At 54.0% G+C, this 18348-nt stretch carries 13 protein-coding genes, 5 pseudogenes and 1 other annotated feature; of the genes and pseudogenes, 10 read left to right on the top strand and 8 right to left on the bottom strand.

Annotation, left to right across the window (positions count from 1 at the left end):
- Positions 1-11: 11 nt before the first annotated feature.
- Positions 12-341: a hypothetical protein gene (locus SJY40_RS11085; RefSeq protein ID WP_378946267.1), complete on the bottom strand. Its 330-nt coding sequence runs from the start codon at positions 339-341 to the stop codon at positions 12-14.
- Between the two features lie 546 nt (positions 342-887).
- Between SJY40_RS11085 and SJY40_RS11080 the strand changes: the two genes are divergently transcribed.
- Both SJY40_RS11080 and SJY40_RS11075 read left to right on the top strand, forming a co-directional pair.
- On the top strand, positions 888-2246 hold the full coding sequence (locus tag SJY40_RS11080; RefSeq protein WP_378946264.1) for a P-loop NTPase fold protein: 1359 nt from the start codon (positions 888-890) through the stop codon (positions 2244-2246).
- A gap of 482 nt (positions 2247-2728) precedes the next feature.
- Positions 2729-2968 (top strand): annotated as a pseudogene (locus SJY40_RS11075) (VOC family protein); the annotation flags it as partial.
- 39 nt (positions 2969-3007) lie between these two features.
- Here the strand turns inward: SJY40_RS11075 and SJY40_RS11070 are convergent.
- Positions 3008-4236, bottom strand: a protein-coding gene (locus tag SJY40_RS11070; RefSeq protein ID WP_378946261.1) for an IS3 family transposase whose coding sequence is annotated in 2 segments (ribosomal slippage) — positions 3008-3948 and positions 3948-4236 — 1230 coding nt in all. Because the reading frame shifts where the segments join, the coding sequence is not laid out codon by codon here.
- Positions 3839-3955, bottom strand: a sequence feature (AL1L pseudoknot). It overlaps the preceding gene by 117 nt.
- Before the next feature lie 49 nt (positions 4237-4285).
- Between SJY40_RS11070 and SJY40_RS11065 the strand changes: the two are divergent.
- Positions 4286-4411: pseudogene (locus SJY40_RS11065) on the top strand (IS6 family transposase); the annotation flags it as partial.
- A gap of 204 nt (positions 4412-4615) precedes the next feature.
- Here the strand turns inward: SJY40_RS11065 and SJY40_RS11060 are convergent.
- Together SJY40_RS11060 and SJY40_RS11055 are read right to left on the bottom strand one after the other, a co-directional pair.
- Positions 4616-7717, bottom strand: coding sequence for an efflux RND transporter permease subunit (locus SJY40_RS11060; RefSeq protein ID WP_378946258.1), 3102 nt, complete (start codon positions 7715-7717; stop codon positions 4616-4618).
- Between the two features lie 4 nt (positions 7718-7721).
- Complete coding sequence (locus SJY40_RS11055) at positions 7722-8993, bottom strand: efflux RND transporter periplasmic adaptor subunit (protein ID WP_378946255.1); 1272 nt, start codon at positions 8991-8993, stop codon at positions 7722-7724.
- Between the two features lie 248 nt (positions 8994-9241).
- On the opposite strand from SJY40_RS11055, the pseudogene SJY40_RS11050 reads away from it, so the two are divergent.
- Positions 9242-9493: pseudogene (locus tag SJY40_RS11050) on the top strand (IS6 family transposase); the annotation flags it as partial.
- On the opposite strand, the pseudogene SJY40_RS11045 reads toward SJY40_RS11050, so the two are convergent.
- A pseudogene (locus tag SJY40_RS11045) lies at positions 9461-9829 on the bottom strand (integrase core domain-containing protein); the annotation flags it as partial. The pseudogenes SJY40_RS11050 and SJY40_RS11045 overlap by 33 nt on opposite strands.
- A 120-nt stretch (positions 9830-9949) precedes the next feature.
- Here SJY40_RS11045 and SJY40_RS11040 point away from each other — a divergent pair.
- Positions 9950-11109, top strand: a protein-coding gene (locus SJY40_RS11040; protein ID WP_378943025.1) for an IS3 family transposase whose coding sequence is annotated in 2 segments (ribosomal slippage) — positions 9950-10199 and positions 10199-11109 — 1161 coding nt in all. Because the reading frame shifts where the segments join, the coding sequence is not laid out codon by codon here.
- A 22-nt stretch (positions 11110-11131) separates the two neighbouring features.
- Here the strand turns inward: SJY40_RS11040 and SJY40_RS11035 are convergent.
- Positions 11132-11662 (bottom strand): annotated as a pseudogene (locus SJY40_RS11035) (IS481 family transposase); the annotation flags it as partial.
- 312 nt (positions 11663-11974) lie between these two features.
- Positions 11975-13189, bottom strand: a complete 1215-nt coding sequence (locus SJY40_RS11030; RefSeq protein WP_378946252.1) for a multidrug effflux MFS transporter — start codon at positions 13187-13189, stop codon at positions 11975-11977.
- A 329-nt stretch (positions 13190-13518) separates the two neighbouring features.
- On the opposite strand from SJY40_RS11030, the gene SJY40_RS11025 reads away from it, so the two are divergent.
- The 4 genes from SJY40_RS11025 (at position 13519) to SJY40_RS11010 (ending at position 16775) form a co-directional block, all read left to right on the top strand.
- On the top strand, positions 13519-14151 hold the full coding sequence (locus SJY40_RS11025) for a tyrosine-type recombinase/integrase (protein WP_378946250.1): 633 nt from the start codon (positions 13519-13521) through the stop codon (positions 14149-14151).
- A 364-nt stretch (positions 14152-14515) separates the two neighbouring features.
- Positions 14516-15493 (top strand): YHYH protein, encoded by a 978-nt coding sequence (locus tag SJY40_RS11020; protein ID WP_378946247.1) that lies wholly within the window; start codon positions 14516-14518, stop codon positions 15491-15493.
- On the top strand, positions 15490-16095 hold the full coding sequence (locus SJY40_RS11015; protein ID WP_378946245.1) for a YbhB/YbcL family Raf kinase inhibitor-like protein: 606 nt from the start codon (positions 15490-15492) through the stop codon (positions 16093-16095). The genes SJY40_RS11020 and SJY40_RS11015 overlap by 4 nt, the downstream gene beginning before the upstream one ends.
- 32 nt (positions 16096-16127) lie before the next feature.
- Positions 16128-16775, top strand: coding sequence for a PEBP family protein (locus SJY40_RS11010; protein WP_378943078.1), 648 nt, complete (start codon positions 16128-16130; stop codon positions 16773-16775).
- Between the two features lie 435 nt (positions 16776-17210).
- Here SJY40_RS11010 and SJY40_RS11005 read toward each other — a convergent pair whose 3' ends face one another.
- Positions 17211-17816, bottom strand: coding sequence for a helix-turn-helix domain-containing protein (locus SJY40_RS11005; RefSeq protein ID WP_378946242.1), 606 nt, complete (start codon positions 17814-17816; stop codon positions 17211-17213).
- Between the two features lie 222 nt (positions 17817-18038).
- Between SJY40_RS11005 and SJY40_RS11000 the strand changes: the two genes are divergently transcribed.
- On the top strand, positions 18039-18296 hold the full coding sequence (locus SJY40_RS11000) for a transcriptional regulator (protein ID WP_378946239.1): 258 nt from the start codon (positions 18039-18041) through the stop codon (positions 18294-18296).
- Positions 18297-18348 lie beyond the last annotated feature (52 nt).

The following is an 18348-nucleotide window of genomic DNA, read 5'->3' as shown; positions in this document are numbered from 1 at the left end:
GCGGGTTGCTCTTATCGAATGTCAAAGTCGATACGGTCACGGGTTAGACCGTCCCACCCTTCGACGATGGAAAGCGAACTGTTGGAGCCAACGTCTTTACAATACGCCTCTCCATCCATCAGCACGCTCAATTCTCTCCCTTTGAGATCCTGGGGCCCTACGTATTCCAAACAGGGAGCGTTCGACACCGGCACAGCAAGCACGCTGCTTTCCTTCGCTCCCTTGCAGCGCGGCAAAGGCTCTCCAATCAAATCGTAGCCAACGAGGCAGACTTGCGCGTAACCGTCAAACCGTGGATCGTTCAGGAGAATTTCCTGCCCGCTCGAAAGTTCGGATAGCATTGCGGACCGTTGAAGAGTTTGTGCTTCTTCAATTTTTGTCTCCGGTGGAGTGGCAGCGCACACTGCTAACGCGACCGATGACAAAGCCAGACAGATTATAGTCGTAGATTTCAATGCGCGCCCTTTATGTCGGTTTCCAGTATTGCCCAGGTCCCTCATGGTGAAAGCTTTGCTTGGTTGGCTGCGCTACGGCAAGTCAGCGTTATGCCATCTATGCAGATGACCGCGGAGCGCTCTTGACATACCACGTCAATCTGCCGCCATTGGCGACGCCGCGAGGTCGCGGGAGCCCCGGACACGCGCTTTCGGCCCAAAGCGGTCATTCGCAGGCGTGGCTATCGCTGCAGTGCAGCTTCCCCGAACCGGCCTTTCGTTACATTGTGCAGCAAGACTGGACGGGAAAAGTTAGCAGTGCGGAACCTTTCTGCCGCGAGTTTCTGCGTCCCATTAGCCTAAGAAATATACACGCTGTCATGCATGGGATCCCTTTCTTTCATTGATCTCAGCATGCTAGCTTTCTTCGATCTTTGGCTAAGGGCATGACATATGAAACTGTATCCCCCGGATGCGGAGCTTATCTTGTACGAGACAGGCTTTGGAGCCGACGATCCTTTCGACCGGCTTGGAACGAGCAAGTCTTTGTCCAACTTGGTCGAACGGATAGAAGACCCCTTGGTCATCGCGCTTGATGGAGGGTGGGGTAGTGGAAAAACTTGGTTTCTGAAGCGCTGGATCGCCGCTCACAGGCTTGAAAACGATGGGCGGGCGACAACTGTATACTTCGACGCATTTGCCCATGACTTCATGGATGATCCACTGATCGCGCTGACGGGGGTTATCGGGGACCAGCTTCCAAAGAAAGCCGAAGCAAAAATCTGGAAAAGAGTCAAAGCTGCCGCAGCGAAGCTTGCTAAGCCGGCCGGACGAATTGGTTTGGCAGTAGCATCAGGTGGCGTAACAGAGGTTGCTGGTCCTTTGATCGACGCTGCTGCTGAAGCCGCCAGCAAGGAAATTCAAACCGCTGCCGAGGCATTTTGGGCGAGGGAGGACGGAAGGAGGGCGGCAATGGAACAGTTACGGGCCGCTCTAATCGACTTAACGATGATAGAAATTGACGGAAGCGCGGGCCCTGTTCCGCTTGTCGTTGTCGTTGATGAACTCGATCGCTGTCGGCCGGATTACGCTTTAGCCTTACTTGAGGTCGTTAAGCACTTCTTTTCAGTTCCGAATGTTCACTTTGTGCTCGGCGTAAATCTCGAAGCCTTGGCACACAGCGTACGCGCTAGGTACGGTTCCGGTATTGATGCTGAGCGGTACCTGCGTAGGTTCGTATCTCTTTCTGTTCATTTGCCAGATGAGATAGGCGAATACAACGCAAAGCCCTTAGCTTTATCTTACTTCACTCAGATGGCTCCACAGATGGGCATCGAAAGAAATGCCGTGGATAAGTTCAGCACGCATTTGGAAATGGTGGCAAAGACCAATCAGTTGACGATGCGAGATGTCAATCAACTTCTAAGTCAGCTTGCTTTGATCGACCCCGAAGTGTTCACTAAATATTATTGGGGTTACAGAGAGATTGTTATATCAATGATCCTCTTTCGATTCACTTCGTCGGGACTTGCAAACAAGGCTCTTTCCGACACCCTGTCTTTGAAGGAAGTTCACGATTTCTATGACATAGAGCCGAAAATGCTGGAAAGGGAAGACGGAGGCTACAACCATCAAGCCTATCTAATCTCAGGACTATGGGAACACATAATCTCACGAGGAACAGGACCAGAGAAGGATCAGAAGGAATTCGCCAGAGCGTTCAGCCAGTTCGGCGATGGCAACCCGCGCAAGGTGCTTAGGGTTGCGAACGGGGTAATCAGCAAGTTCGCCTTCCCGTCAGCCGAAGGATAATCATTATCAGCTTTCCCCCCGTGTCGGAGCAGTGAACCACTCTATGGGTGTCTCGCGCCGCAGATATGCCGCGTGATTAAGATGTGGGTCGGGAGGCTGTAAACAGGCGCGACGCCCTATCCCAATCCACGGTTCACGTGGGCAAGGCCCGGCCCATAGCGGACCTTCGAGCGCCGCGCAGCGATTGCCCGCTTAGAGCCCATTTTACCAAGCGAGCGGTTGCAGCATTTCGCAGCCGCAGCGAATTCCCATAAGTAAGACCGGCCCAAAGCTGCCAGTCGGTCTCTGACTAGCGCTGCGGTGAAGCTTCCCCAGACCGGACGTTCGTGCCGGGCGCAGCGAGATCGTCGGGTCACAGTCTGCTCTGCGGACAAAGTGAGCTTTCGCTGCGGCTACTACAATGGCAGCTTCCGATTGTGCTATTCTGTCATCGAACGGTGATCCCACCATCAACGCCGAACATCTTGGAGGAAAACCTCAATATGATAGCTTACGTCACCGTTGGAGCAGACGACATCGCGAAGGCAGAGCGCTTCTACTCGGCGTTCCTCCCAGCTCTGGGCTACGGGCTCGAAGAGTATCAAGGAGATCTGAGCTACATCTTGCCTACAGTGCCAGGTCAGCCCCCCGTTCAGCCAGATTTCTACGTCAAATCCCCCTTCAATGGGCAATCTGCGTCGGCTGGGAACGGCGTCATGGTCGCGTTTCAGGCGCGATCACAATGAACCGCGCCGGGTTTGCCGGAGGCTGATTTCGGTTAGTTACGCGGCCACGGCTTCTGTTTCCATAGTGGCGTAGAAGTTTGCCTCTGCTTCTGCCGGCGGGATGTTCCCGATCGGCTCGAGCAGGCGACGGTTGTTGAACCAGTAGACCCATTCGAGGGCGGCATATTCGACGGCTTCGAAGTTGCGCCAAGGACCGCGACGGTGGATGACCTCGGCCTTGAACAGGCCATTGATTGTCTCCGCCAAGGCGTTGTCGTAGCTATCGCCGACGCTGCCGACGGAAGGTTCGATGCCGGCCTCGCCGAGCCTCTCAGTGTATTTGATCGACAGGTATTGCGACCCTCGGTCGGAATGGTGGACGAGCCCCGCGCCCTTGACTGGGCGGCGATCGTGGACAGCCTGTTCTAGGGCATCGAGAACGAAGCCTGCGTGCGCTGTTTGGCTCGCCCGCCAGCCAACGATGCGGCGCGCGTAGGCATCGATGACGAAAGCGACATAGACGAACCCCCTCCAAGTGGCGACGTAAGTGAAATCACTGACCCAGAGCATGTTCGGCGCCGGCACGCGGAACTGCCGGTTCACCTTGTCCAAAGGGCATGGGGCCTTTTTATCCGGCACCGTCGTTCTGTGCGGCTTGCCGCGGATGATGCCTTGAATACCCATGTCCTTCATCAGCCTGGCGACTGTGCAACGGGCGACATCGAAGCCTTCCCGATCCAGCTGACGCCAGACCTTGCGCACGCCGTAGACCCTCCAGTTCTCCTCGAAGACGCGCTCGATCTCGGGCCGCAGGACTGCGTCGCGCCGAGCACGATCCGACAACCGGGCCGGATCGGCCCGCTTCGCCAGGTGATCGTAGTAGGTGGATGGGGCGATCGGCAGAACCCTGCAGATCGGCTCGACCCCGTGCGCCTCACGCTGATCGTCGATGAAGCCGACCATCACTTCGACCGGCGGTCGAGCTCGGCCATCGCAAAATATGCGCTCGCCTTGCGCAGGATCTCGTTTGCCTGACGCAGCTCCCGGTTCTCCCGTTCCAGCGCCTTCATCTTCTCGGTCATGTCGGTCGGGATGCCAGCCCGCTTGCCGCTGTTGACCTCGGCCTTCTTGATCCACTCGTTCAAGGTCTGGGGCGCACAGCCGATCTTCGCGGAAATCGACATGACGGCCTGCCAGCGCGATCCATGCTGGCCCTCATTGTCGAGGACCAAGCGCACCGCACGCTCACGCACTTCGGGGAAAAATTTGTTCGTCGTCTTGCTCATGATGCTCCATCCTACTCAGGAGTTGGAGCCTCCGGCAAACCCGGAGCGGTTCAAGGCGTTTCATTCAGCCCAAGCGACACTTGCCGGAATCGAAACAGCGCACATGATCCGTAAAGGGCAGTTTGGAGACAACAACCTCAGACCGGCGCAGCAGTTTGCCGCATTGGCAGCCTGATATCATCGAAAACTGTCCATACACGACCCGCAGCAAACTTTGCGACACTACCCATAGAATGATATGATGTCTGAACGGATTTGTGCTGGCATGCGCGACCTCAAGGCTCTGAAACTGGCTAGGTCAGTTGATAATGCAACAGTCCCAGCCAACATGATACGGCTATTATTACCTCACTTCAGGTTTATTATATCAATGGTTTCGTTACGCATCTGCGACGGAATTATCTGAATTTCCGACTATTTTTAGTACGGCTATATAAAGCACTGGCACCATAACGATCCCGAAAGTTGCAGAGAAAACAATTCCCCCAAGCATACCTGTGCCGATTGATTTTTGTGCAGCAGCACCTGCTCCACTAGCTGTGACAAGTGGTATGATACCAAACCCGAAAGCCAATGTTGTCATCAGAATAGGACGTAGTCGTTGATGGGCCGATGTCATGGTCGCATCTATTACGCTTTTTCCCGATTTACGCAGGGTTTCTGCAAATTCAATAATCAGGATCGCGTTTCGTGCTGCGAGGCCGATGGTAGTCAGCATCCCAACTTTGAAATAGATGTCGTTTGATTGACCGAATAAAGACGTCGTCAAGAATGTCCCCAGAATACCGATAGGTACGACAAGAAGAACTGCAAATGGTACTGTCCAGCTTTCGTAAAGCACCGCTAGACAGAGAAAGACGATCAATACGGACAAACTGTAGAGCATTGGCTCTTGGCTGCCCGATAGGCGTTCTTGATACGACAATCCCGTCCATGCTGTCGCGTACCCGCCGTCCATTTCTGAAACCATTTCGGACATTGCATTCATCGCGTCGCCCGAGCTAATGCCGGTTGTCGCTGCACCGGAAAGTTCAAGCGCACGTGTGCCGCCATATCGTTCAAGCTTCGGTGGAATTTGAACCCATTTTTGGGTCAGGAAGGCAGCGAATGGCACCATTTCATAGCTATCGTTGGCTGTATACCATGTATCGATGTCGTCAGGCTGCATCCGCCAGTCTGCTGCACCTTGCACCATGACTTGGCGCAAGTCGCCGTTCAGAGTGAAGTCATTGACATAAGTGCCCGCAAAAATTGTTGTCAGGGCCGAGTTTATACTCGACAGAGACAGGCCGAATGCCTTGGCTTTTTCCTGATCAATGTCCATCTGCAATGACGCTTGGTTTTCATTGTCATTACCGCGGATGTTTGTGACCCGACCATCCTCTTGCGCTGTAGCGACTAATTCGTTTGCAGCCGCATTCAGGGCGTCTGTACCATTTCCGGCTTGATCTACCAGATACATTGTAAAACCTGATGCGCTGCCCAGCCCTTGAATGGCAGGCGGTTGCAAAACGAGAATTTGGCCAAGACGACTGTTAGCAAACTTCTTGTTCGCACGGTCGGCAAGTGCACTCGCCGCATCTGTACGCTCATCGAAATCTTTCAGTTTGATGAATATTTGGGCTGCATTCTGACCGCTGCCGCTGAAACTGAATCCCAATGTAGCAAAAACATTTTCAACAGTATCGGCTTCTTCTGTCAGCAAGTAATCTTCGACAGACTTCACCGCAGCTTCGGTTTGGCTGGTGGTAGCGGTTTCTGGCAAGGTTACCATTGTCATCAGGACACCCTGATCTTCCGTCGGCAAAAAACCCGTATTCAGGTTACTATAGGTCCACCAACAAGCACCTGAGGCTATTGCAACCACAATCAGCATACGGGCGGGGCGCGTTATCAGGCGCCCTACAACCTTGACATAGCCGCCTGTAAGGCGATCAATTCCGTTATTGAACAGCCGCAGTGGTGCAGGCGGATTTTTTTCATGCGCGGGTTTCAGAAATTGCACGCACATGACCGGAGTCAGGATCAGCGCGACAAACAATGACAGGACCATTGCTGTGATGATGGTGATTGAAAACTGCTTGAAAATGATGCCAGTTGAGCCTTCGATAAATGCCATCGGCAAAAATACCACTGACAGTACCGTAACGATCCCGACCAAAGCGCCAGAAATTTCATGCATGCTTTTTTTGGTAGCATCTAGCGGTGACAAGCCTTCCTGGCTCATGACCCGCTCGACGTTTTCCACGACCACGATCGCATCATCCACCAACAACCCGATAGCAAGAACCAGTGCGAACATCGTCAGCGTATTGATCGACATACCGAGGAAGGCGAGCATTCCGAAGGTGCCAAGCAAGACCACGGGCACAGCAATAATCGGGATCAAAGTGGATCGCCAGTTTTGAAGAAACAGCAGGATAATGAGCAGCACGAGACCGATAGCCTCGGCCAAGGTATGGTAGACTTGCGTAATTGACTCTTCCACAAACGGCGATGTGTCAAAGGGATATTGAACGCTAATCCCTATCGGAAGCTGTTCACCGATACTGTCCAGCAGGGTGCGCACACGCTCTGCCGTATCAACGGCGTTCGCTCCCGTTGCCAGATTAACACCGAATCCTGCCGCAGGTTTACCATTGAAGCGGCTTGAAAGAGAGGCGTCTTCTTCGCCAATTTCAACCGTAGCAACATCTGCCAGATAGACTGTAGAGCCGTCCTCGGTGGTTTTCAGCAAAATACGTTCGAAATCCTCGACCGTTGAAAGCTGCGATTGTGCGCTAAGTGAAACCGTAAATTGCTGACCTTTTCGGACGGGTTGATCACCCAGAGATCCCACTGAAACATTTGTATTTTGCTCTGAAACTGCGGCGGTCACATCATCAGCAGAGATTTGATATTGGAACATGCGAGCGGGATCCAACCAAACACGCATGGCGTATTCCGTGCCAAAACTGTTGATGGATCCGACCCCTTCCAATCGCTGTACGGGATCTTCGATCAGTCGTCCGACCAGGTCGCCTAGTTCGACAGAGCTTCGGCTGCCATCATCCGATACCAGCGTACCAACCAGCAAAATCGATGACGTGGATTGGGTAACGCTAACGCCGCTATTGGTCACAGTGTCCGGAAGGTTTGCTTCGACAAGCTGTAGTTTGTTTTGCACCTGTACTTGCGCAATGTCGGCATCAACAGTGTCGTCGAAAACCAGCGAGATACTGGAAGACCCTTCAGAGGTGCTGGAAGTCATATAAGTCAGGCCATCAAGGCCGGTCATACCCTGTTCGATAATAGTCGTAACAGAGTTCTCAACGGTCTGGGCCGATGCACCAGTATAGCTAGCAGATATACGTACAGTCGTTGGCGCAATATCAGGATATTGCGAAATCGGGAGTGACATGATCCCGAACACACCCGAGAGCATTGTTATAATTGCCAGCACCCACGCAAAGACGGGGCGGTTGATAAAAAAGTTTGCCATTCGATTACTCCTCCGTCGCTGACGCGTCAGAGTTGTCCTGAACAAGCCCGTCTTCATCCACCGTGGCGTCAATAGAAATTATTTTTGCGCCGGCCTTCACAAATTTCAGACCGTCAACAATAACCCGCGTATCCGGCTCGATACCTTCAGTTACGATCCAGCTATTATTCCAGCTGCCCTCGTCTTCAAAGTTAATTGTCTGTGCTGTATCGTCATCCCCGACGATAAGGGCAGAAAGGCTGCCATTAGTTTCACGCGTTGCTGCCCGCTGCGGCACAAGAAGTGCGTTAATTGTCCCCAGCTCGACAGTGCCACGTACAAACATACCGGGCAGGATTATGCCTTCTGGATTATTGAACTGAAAGCGCAAGGCAACCGTACCTGTTGTGGTAGATACCGTGTATGCAGGTGCAATCAGTGATCCTGTCGTTTTATATACTTCGCCAGTTTCAAGGATTAATGACGCAGGAATACGATCATTCATCTTAAGTATTCCGGCTTCAGCCTGACGGCGAACCTTGAGAATGCGTGCGCTGGTCTCAAGAATGTCCACATCAATCGGATCAAGACTGGTGATCGTTGTCAGCGCATCTGATTGACCACTTGTTACAAGGTCTCCAACAGAAAAGTTTGGTGCCGATGCAAAGCCGTCAAGTGGACTTGCAATGGTGGTCCAGGACAGCTCAACATTTGAATAATCGAGTGCTGCCTGTGCCGCACTTAGTGTGGCTTTTGCACTGGCCAATGTGGACCGGGCTTGCTCAACGTCGGCCACTGAAACGCCGGAACCTTCTAACTTTGCAGCACGATCATAGGCAGCCTGCGCAACGGGCAGATCGGCTTCTGCAGCGGCGACCTCTGCTTCGTCAGAGGCAACAGCAGCTACCTTGCTTGCATCGTCCAATATAAATAATGGATCACCAACTTTGATCGGCAAGTTCGGGTCGTAATCGATGCTTTCGATTATGCCCTCAACCCGCGGCCTGATTTCTGCCTGGTCATGGGCAACCGCCCGACCTGGGATGGTATATGTGCGCGGTATATCCTGTTTTGTCAGAGCGACCACTCCAACCTCTATCGGCGGTTGGGAATCGCCAGAAAACATCTTTTGTGCAAAAGCCGGTGACCATAGCAGTCCAAAAATGATCAGTGCCAAGAAAGATTGAGACATTGTTATACGCATTGAATGCCGCCTAACCCCACAACATCTGAAATTTTCAAATCTGAAGATTACGATTTTACAGAGAAGACGTGTCATTTGTTCATAATCTTTCATTTTTAGGCTGTGGTGCGGTCGTTCACAAAATGGATCTATTTTAAGGGCATTCACATGTTTAGAATCCCAACATTCCCTTTCAATACATGAATGATAGTTTACATACTAACTGTTTTCTTATCACTTAAGTGTTAGGGGAGTGTCGTCACGTTAACGGGCCTGAGGTTGCTGGTGCATTGATCTGGGCGTAGGCGGTGTCGATGCAAACACAGAAGATCAGCTAAAAACGCCACCGGTTTCCGCCTCAGATCATCGCTCATGTTGTCTGGCTCTACGTCCGGTTCAACTTGAGCCTACGTGAGGCAGAGGAGCCGATGCTGGAACGTGGCGTGGATGTTGCGTATGAAACGATCCGGCGTTGGACCATAAAGTTCGGCCCCCTGATCGCCCACGTTCTACGGCGGCGGCAGCCGCGCCCCGGCGATGTCTGGCATCTGGACGAAGTCGTTGTAATGATCGCGGGCCGGTCATACTGGCTCTGGCGTGTTCAGTCCCGGCATTTGATGGATCGGATTTAGGGTGGACCTTTCGGGTTCGAGTGTCCATTGTTTGCAGATGAATTCATAGGGTGTCAGGCCTTTAAGCGTCTTCAGTCGTCGGCCGAAGTTGTAGGCGTTGATGAAGGTGTGGAGATGACTTCTGAGCTGATCGTGGCCGTCGTAGTGGAAGCGTTTCACGGTCGCATCCTTGATCGTGCGGTTCATTCGCTCGACCTGGCCATTGGTCCAAGGGTGTCTGATCTTAGTCAGCCGGTGGTCAATCTGATACTCGTGACAGACGCGATCAAAAATATGCGTGAATGCAGATGTATGATGTTTTTGGTTCGTGAACTGGATGCCCCTCACCATTGTCTTTCGGACCAATGGCATTCCAATGGCTCGATCGGTCATGACCTGCCCCCCGCGAAATCCCTCACCGTAATGTAGAGTTTGCGCCAACTCTTAGGGAGCAGACACATGAGAAAGAGCCGTTTCACCGAGGCGCGGATCATCGGGATGATCAAGGAACAGGAAGCCGGCATGCCGACGGCAGAGGTGTGCCGTAGGCATGGCCTCAGCCCTGCAACGTTCTACAAGTTCAAGTCCCAGTATGGCGGGATGGAGGTGTCCGAGGCGGCCAGATTGAAATCGCTCGAAGACGAGAACGCCAAACTCAAGCGCCTGCTGGCCGATACCATGCTGGACAACGTCGTCCTAAAAGACCTGCTGGGAAAGAGCTGACGACATTGATCAAACGGCGAGACGCGGCGCTTCGGGTGATACGGGATCATGATATCTCGCAGCGCCGAGCCTGCAGGCTGGTCGGTGTCGATCCAAAGACAGTCCGGCGAGAACGCCCGCCGGACAGTGTCGAGATCCGCAAGGAGATGCAGGAGATCGCCGGAAAGCGACGTCGGTTCGGTTATCGCCGGATCGGCGTGCTTCTAGAACGCAAGGGCATGATCATGAACCACAAGAAGCTCTACAGGATCTACCGCGAGGAAGGGCTGTCCGTGCAAAAACGACGCGGTCGCAAGCGAGCGCGTGGCACAAGAATCCCGATGCCATCGGCTGCGGGCGTCAACGCGCGCTGGTCGTTGGACTTTGTCTCCGACAGCTTCGGTGCCTCGCGGAAGTTCCGGATCCTCGCCGTGATCGACGACTGCACGCGTGAATGCCTGTGCCTTGTCGCGGACACCAGCCTGTCCGGCGCACGGGTCGTCCGGGAACTCAGTGCCCTGATCCGGCTCTACGGCAAGCCAGGCTGCATTGTCAGCGATAATGGAACCGAGTTCACCAGTCGGGCGATCCTGAAATGGGCCGACGAGAACGAGGTGTCGTGGCATTACATCGATCCGGGTAAGCCACAGCAGAACGCCTTCGTTGAAAGCTTCAACGGTAGCCTCAGGGATGAACTGCTGAACGAGGAAATCTTCGACAGCCTGGATGACGCGCGGCGCAAGCTGGCCCTGTGGCGCTACGACTATAACACGGTCAGGCCGCACTCGTCCTTGGGTAACCAGACGCCGCAGCAAGCGCGCCGTGCGCTTGAGCATTTTGAGGGCTCCGCGCCCGGCGCACTTGCGCCAGGAAGAGCAACCGAATACCCAGATCCAACCTGCAGACTCTCGTTATGAATGAGGGACCAGCAGGGGGCAGGTCAGTCAGGATAATGTTGATGCTGTAGGGAATTGCAGAAATAAGATTGCGCAGGAAATCTGCGGCAGCCATTTTTCCCGCTTTGGGATGCAGTTCAACATAAGCAAACTTCGACGTGCGGTCGATGCCGACGAAGAGATAAAGCCAATCGTCGGGACAACAGTCCACTGGACTGTTGTCTGTCCCTCCTCATACTTCAGCCGTTTGAACCTCGGCAATATCAACGTGAAACTAGCCGATGGGATAGGCTTTGAACGCCTTCTTCACAGACTTGTCGCCGGCGACTTCGGGCAGTCGGCTGATATCATGCCGCTGGAGACAACGGTGTAGCGATGATCGTGTCAGATGTGGAATGCTCGGCTGGAGCGCATAGAGGCAATCGTCGAATGGCAGCAGCGTATGGCGCCGGAACGCAACGATGATCGCCTCTTCATCAATCGTAAGAATTGTAGACCTGGCAGTCCTTGGACCGGTCGGAAAATCCGCAACCGAGGTCCGCTTACGCCATTTCGCGACCGTCTTCTGGTTGATGCTGTAACGCGTCTAAAGCGTCCTCAGGCTTTCTTTACTATTCTGTATTGCTCGACGGACTGCCTCAGTCGTCGTGGCGCTGCCGTGAAGAATTTGACCCATAGCGCATCCTTCCATTCCAAGGAAAACAGTGCACCATCAAAGTCCAAGATCAAACACCTAGCTCAGTCGCAAAACTGTTCAAATAAGTGGGACCACTTCAGACATTCAACCGTTGCGCAGCATATTGACGGCCCAGAGGTCCGCTGTGCGGGACAAAACTTTCTTTCGCGAAGACTGTAGTCTCGTCCGCTTACAGCCAGCGTACATCTCTCAGCGACCTTCAATCGGCTTTGTCACATTTTCTGCCACAAAGCGTTTATTGCGGACCAATAACCAAAGAAGGCCGCAGATGGCACCGATAACAATTAGTAAACAACCATAACTTTGAATAAGATTACCCGGGCGGGCCGATACAATCTGGATGCCTATTGCGCCCAGAATGGTGGCGCTGAATTGGATGAGCGCTGCGGCCGATCCTGTATCGCGTGTCTGTTGATCGAGCAGCAGGTTTGCGCCTGGAACACGCAAGACAATCACCGCAACGGTGTTAAGTGCTGCTACGAATGCAAATAGCCAAGGCGACATGGACCCTATCAGCAGCATTACAAATCCTGACAAGGTGATAAGACCAAAACACCCCTGCACAATAGTTTCGACCTTTACCTTACGAGATAGCCGCAGGTACAAAATCGGCCCTAACGTGGCGCAGGCTGCGTTGAACGCGAAGATAAAACTGAACGCCTGTTCAGACAGGCCAAAACCATCCACATAGACGTAGGCGGCGATACCCAAGAACGACAACAAGCACATCGGTGCCGCTGCGAAGATCACCAGAAGGTAAGCAAATTTTGGATTGAGGACGACAACTCCAAGTCTGACCCAAGATTGATATAGCGGTCCTGTCGATTTTTCGGCCAGCGTTTCTTGATAGAATACGACAAGTATAAATACGATGGATGCAAAGACGGCCAAGGCCACGAACATCATGTGCCAAGATGCTATTTTCAACAGGAACGCCCCTAAAACGGGGGCGACCATAGGGGCAATGATACCCAGTGACATCATCATGGCCATCACGCGTTCACGTTCGCGCCCATCGAACAGATCCTTCACGATAGTTGTTCCCACGACGGCCACACCGCCGCCTGCAAACCCTTGAATGATCCGAAATCCAATCAAATGCTCAATTTGCGGGGCCAATGCGCTAAGGATACTGGATACGATGTAAAGGGCGAGTGTCACAAACAGAAGCGGCCTGCGCCCAGTCCGTTCGCTTAGCGGTCCCCAAAACAGGATGCCGATGGCAAAGGCAATCATGTAGGCCGCAAGCGTCAGGTTCACCTTACTTTGGGTGGTCGCGAAGGTCTCGGTCATTTGGGGCAGCGCGGGTAGATACAGGTCAATGGTCAAAGGTGGAAATGCGCCTAAAGCAATTAGAAGAAATATCGTTCCATTTTTGCCCAATCTAGGCTGTGCGACTTTCATTTTAGTTGGACCAATTCGTGCTGTTTAAGTTCTAACGTCCGCAACGCCGTGTTTAGTGGCTGTTCGAGGAACATGCGATAAGCAATCTGAACGCATTAAGAGCGGCTAAACGGTACACCTCATAGAAGCACCAAAAGTGGTTGGCATTCGCACGCCAGCAAAACGCCTAGCTTGATATTTACTGTAATAGCAGTCGTTCGCTGCATTGTAGAAAACCGGTAGATGGGGCTCAGAGCCGGCCTCGGATGCAACGCGGCATCATGTGATATGATGTCTTGTCAACGTCGGGTTGTCGATTGGGGAGGGCATGGTGGATCGGAGTATCAGTCATGCAAGCACCAAACTTACCCGCCATTCGCGCGCTTCGTCCGGCCTGGAACAAGGGCCGGATCGTCGGTCAGAAACGACCACTCAAGCCCAAACATGTCTGGGCGATTCGCGTTCGGCTTGAGCTGGCCGAGAACCAGCGGGATCTGGCACTCTTCAATCTGGCCATCGACAGCAAGCTGCGCGGTTGTGATCTTGTTAAGATGAAAGTCGTTGATGTGATGGCGTCCAGTCAGATCAAGGAACGCGCGTCCGTTCTGCAAAGCAAGACGCAAAAACCTGTACGCTTCGAAATCTCTGAAGGCACACGGGCATCGCTTGATAGATGGATGCAAGACCCGCTGATGGTCGGATCCGAGTACCTTTGGCCCGGCCGTTTTCACGAACGGCTTCACATATCAACCCGCCAATATGCGCGGATAGTTCGTGACTGGGTGACGTCCATTGGATTGGAGGCGAGCGCATACGGCACGCATTCGATGCGGCGGACGAAGGTGACCCAGATCTATAAGAAGACCGGCAACCTGCGTGCCGTCCAACTGCTGTTGGGACATACCAAGATGGATAGCACTGTCAGATACCTTGGCGTTGAGCTTGAAGATGCGTTGGCTATCTCGGAAGCTATCGAAATCTAAACGACAGGGCCGTCTTCAGGGACGGCCCTGACCGTCCTTTGCCACTGCCTTAAAATGCCGCGGTGCGGCCCGCCATTGCGGACCTTCATTGCAGGCTCAAAATCAGCGCACCACGAACTTATACAATGCGGCGAAGGCAATGACTGATGATTATTCCGACAATAGCTGCTGTCTCAGCACGACGCTCACTTTATGGTGCAGTGAATTGCGGGGCCATGCCAACCTGCATACAATGAAGCTGTCGCACGGTAGAAACGTTCGACCGCACCATTCCGCGTACATTTCACCATCATGAAACGACGGGAAGACTCAGACGCATCGTATAAGCATCGATACCGTCACATATCCTATAAGAGGCATCCACATGCGACATCTGCTCATTCCGCCTGGCTTAGCCGTGCTGGCCTGCCTTTACGCCACCACAGGGCAAGCCCATGAAGACTCCTTTCACTGCGAAGCGGTGACGGAATCCGTCGCTGAGGCGGGTTTTGACGATGTGGTCACGGTGACCTGCACCGACAATCAGGCCCTGATCTCTGGCGATACCTATCCCGACCACGAGATGATGACGGGGATTATTGGTACGAACGAGCAAGTGCCCGTGCCTGCGGTTAACTACGCCTCCCCTATTACATTGGCCCCTATCAAAGGAACTGCGCCGCACACCCGCGATGCGGCTCTTGGCGTGGCAGTGAACGGGGTGCCGATCTATGACTACACCGCTGGTGGAGAGATGTCGCAAGAGGATCTGGGGACCTATCAGGCCAATCTGGATACCGTCGCGACGGGTCAGCTTGATGCCTGCGGCGGCCATGCGGGGCGTGGTGATGACTATCACTATCATGCCGCCCCGACCTGCATGATTGACCAGATGGCGAACAAGGGCTCCGATGCGATCATCGGCTGGGCCTTTGATGGCTTTCCGATCTACGCAGACACCAATCCTGACGGCACCGCCATTGCCGAAGGTGTTCTGGATGTGTGTAACGGGCAAGCCGATGATGTCTTTGGCTATCGCTATCACACGTCCGAAGGTGCGCCTTACATCATCCAATGTCTAATGGGCGAAGTGCCTGACATCGACGCCCTGCCGCGTGTGCGTCCTTTGGGTGCCGCAGAGGGCGGACCGGGGCCAGAGGCAGGTCAGCCACCGCGCGGCGGAGTTGATGACCTGGTGTTCGTGCAGGATGACGACGGCACGCGGACCATGACCTATAGCTATGAGGGCGGCGACTATTACATCAAATACGCTCCGTCCGAGACCGAGAATTGCTACAATTTCGAGACCCGCACCGTGACAAACGGCGGGGAGTTATTCGAGCAGGAGCTGTGCCGCGAATGACCCGTTTTTCCGCATTAGCCATCGCCCTGCTGTGCTGCACGACCGCATTGCCCGCCACTGCGCAGCAAACGCCGCTGCCAAAGCCGGGTGAAGCACCCGCCGCTCATGCAGAGGGGCCGAAGTTCACCGTGACAAGTTCAGCACTGGTGGACGGCGCTGCCTTGCCCGACGATCTGCGCTGCACGCGCAGCGGCGGGGACGGCGTCTCGCCTCCACTGTCATGGGAAAATGCGCCTGCTGATACCCAAGCTTATGCCATCGTCATGCAGCATTACCCCAATGGCACCTATCCGGGTGTAAACGAGCCGAGCCACTATTGGCTGGTCTGGAATATACCCGCCGATGCGGACGGCGTGGCGCAGGGCAATCCGGAGTCCTTGGGGGTAGAGGGCAGCGATAAAGATATTCGCGCGACCGGCTATACACCGCCCTGTTCACCAGCCGGTGCAGGCACTCATGAATACACGATCTGGGTCTATGCTCTTGATGCGCCGCTGGCTGATCTGCCGGAACAAGATGACATCGGCATTGGTTGGACCGACGTTATGGCCGCGCTGAAGGGTCATGTCCTTGCCGGCGACTCCATCACTTTCCTGAACTAAATCACGATACCTTCGACACGATTGGACACGATATGCGTTTTATCTTTGCGACAGTAGCAGCCCTGACAGCCTGCGCCGCTCAGGCCGAAACCCGCGACATCACCGCCGACGTTTGGGTTGATAACTGGTTCACCATGTCCGCCAATGGCGAGGTGGTCCTTGAGGACTCCGTGTCGATTACGACTGAGCGGTCTTTCAACAAAGAAACCGCGACCTTTTCGGTCGAGCTGCCAGCAGTGATCGCGATTGAGGCGAAGGATTTCAAGGAAAACGACAGCGGTCTGGAATATATCGGCACAGATCGCCAGCAAATGGGCGACGGTGGCATGATTGCCCAGTTCAAGGACGCGGTGTCTGGCAAAACGCTCGCCGTGACCGATGCGGATATGAAATGCCTTGTCGTGCAGTTCGCACCGGTAGAGCCGTCTTGCGCCGAAGAGGCGAACCCTGTCGCAGGGGAAGGGGCTTGCGGATTTGTTGCCACTGACATTCCGGCTGACTGGACCGCACCCGATTTTGATGACAGCGATTGGCCTGCCGCAATCGTCCATTCCGCCGCCGATGTCGGCCCGAAGGACGGCTATGACGAAGTCACATGGGACGACAGTGCAGAGTTGGTCTGGGGCGAAAGCCTGAAGCAAGACAACACCCTGCTATGCCGTTTGACGATCAGCGAATAGTTGGTCGATACCTGAAGGGTGTGGTGGTTGACGCGCCATCCCCTTCAAACTGGCTTTAAGCATAATGACGATGAAGCCGAAAAACGGGTTCTCACCAGCTGTTCGCTGCGTCTGCACATCAGAAGATCCGGACGCGACCCCGAGAGTCCGCTTTTTGCAGTTGGTCAATTGGGTTTGGGGGCGCAGCGAAGGTCCGCAATCCGCCCTTCGGGTCGGTCAAAGCGCCAACGGTGCTGCGCTTGCAACAAATGACCGCTCCTGCGTTCTGAGGCCGCTGGTTCGCCGCGCCGCCGCAAGTCCGCTCACCGCCCTTCAGGTCGATTACGGCAGTTGGGGGTATTGTGGCGCGAACGAACCTCCGCTTCCGTGACGCACGCCATACCCAAGCTGAACATCTGACAGGCCGCATTCCGCCCTCCAAACCACGATGCCTCTTTAGGATGTACCATGCGCCTTGATGCCTCTGAAAACGTGCTGTGCGGCCTTCAACAGGGGCAGGTCTGTGACGACAGATGAGAACAGAACCACAATCAAAATGAAGGAGGCGACAAACATCCAGTCAATTCCGTTAATTTCAAACCCGAAGGGAAGACCGAACGCCAATGCGATGTTTTCCGCCGCGAAATACATTGTCGCGCTGGCAAAAGTGTTATCGCGGATCTTCAGCAATATCTGTCCAAGGGCAGAATACTGCTGCTTCCGAAGGTCCTGACTCTCTCTGCGCATTGTTCTCCAGAACCCTTCATCGTTTGCCGTCTGCGACTGAGTTCCTGGCGAGATGTCGGTGTCTGAAAAACCCAGCTCGGCGGCTATTTGATTACTGGCGAGTGGATCGTTCTTGAACGCTTGGATGACCGCGATCCTTGTAACGAGAGGAAGCTCCCGTTCTCCACGCTCGTAGCGGCGAAGTGCACGGTCTGACAAACCGATGACCGCGGCGAATTGCGGTTGGCTCATTCCTGTCAACGTGCGAAGCGCCAACAAATTGGTCGCACCTAGCTGCCGAGCAATCAATTCGTATTGTTTATCTGACTTGGTCAAATCCGATGATCCAATGACTGAGCTTTCTAGAGGCGACTCAGGAACCTTACCTGAGAGAGCGTGTCAGAGGTCAAGAAAACAAAGTGACTGGACCAAATGGTCCGCGCGGACCAATTGGTCCAGCTATTTTTTTATTCTGGGACAATGGTTTGTAAGGTTGACCGCGTCGGCTGGAGTTCCTTAGCTGAAATGTGAATCCGGCTCATTTCGCACCCTTGGAACTTGGAGATCGCCCCGATGCGCACCCCGACAAAGGCAAATCTGGACGCCCATGAGCGTCTGAAAGCGGAACTCAGGATTCAGGGTACATCACTGGCGCAGATATCGCGTGAGCTTGGGGTTAGCGACTTTGCGCTGACATTGGTCGGCAAGCGGATGTGCCGATCTCAGCGCATTGAAGAAGCCTTGGCCTTGGCCGTGGGCGCATCGCCGGAGGATTTGTTCCCCGACTTCCGAAGGGAAGGAGCAATCATGCCCTAGAAAAGCAAAAGGCCTCGGAGTTGCAGCTCCAGAGGCCCTTCAGGTGTATCAA

The organism is Paracoccus sp. R86501, from assembly GCF_042466435.1.
GTDB lineage: Bacteria > Pseudomonadota > Alphaproteobacteria > Rhodobacterales > Rhodobacteraceae > Paracoccus.
This window is presented reverse-complemented; position numbering and strand designations above follow the sequence as displayed.

Excerpts from the sequence above, each read along its gene's own strand:
- SJY40_RS11010 (WP_378943078.1), top strand. The coding sequence starts at position 16,128 with ATGCGTTTTATCTTTGCGACAGTAGCAGCCCTGACAGCCTGCGCCGCT.
- SJY40_RS11020 (WP_378946247.1), top strand. The coding sequence starts at position 14,516 with ATGCGACATCTGCTCATTCCGCCTGGCTTAGCCGTGCTGGCCTGCCTT.
- SJY40_RS11025 (WP_378946250.1), top strand. The coding sequence starts at position 13,519 with ATGCAAGCACCAAACTTACCCGCCATTCGCGCGCTTCGTCCGGCCTGG.
- SJY40_RS11030 (WP_378946252.1), bottom strand. The coding sequence starts at position 13,189 with ATGAAAGTCGCACAGCCTAGATTGGGCAAAAATGGAACGATATTTCTT.
- SJY40_RS11060 (WP_378946258.1), bottom strand. The coding sequence starts at position 7,717 with ATGGCAAACTTTTTTATCAACCGCCCCGTCTTTGCGTGGGTGCTGGCA.
- SJY40_RS11085 (WP_378946267.1), bottom strand. The coding sequence starts at position 341 with ATGCTATCCGAACTTTCGAGCGGGCAGGAAATTCTCCTGAACGATCCA.
- SJY40_RS11015 (WP_378946245.1), top strand. The coding sequence starts at position 15,490 with ATGACCCGTTTTTCCGCATTAGCCATCGCCCTGCTGTGCTGCACGACC.
- SJY40_RS11080 (WP_378946264.1), top strand. The coding sequence starts at position 888 with ATGAAACTGTATCCCCCGGATGCGGAGCTTATCTTGTACGAGACAGGC.
- SJY40_RS11055 (WP_378946255.1), bottom strand. The coding sequence starts at position 8,993 with ATGAAAGATTATGAACAAATGACACGTCTTCTCTGTAAAATCGTAATC.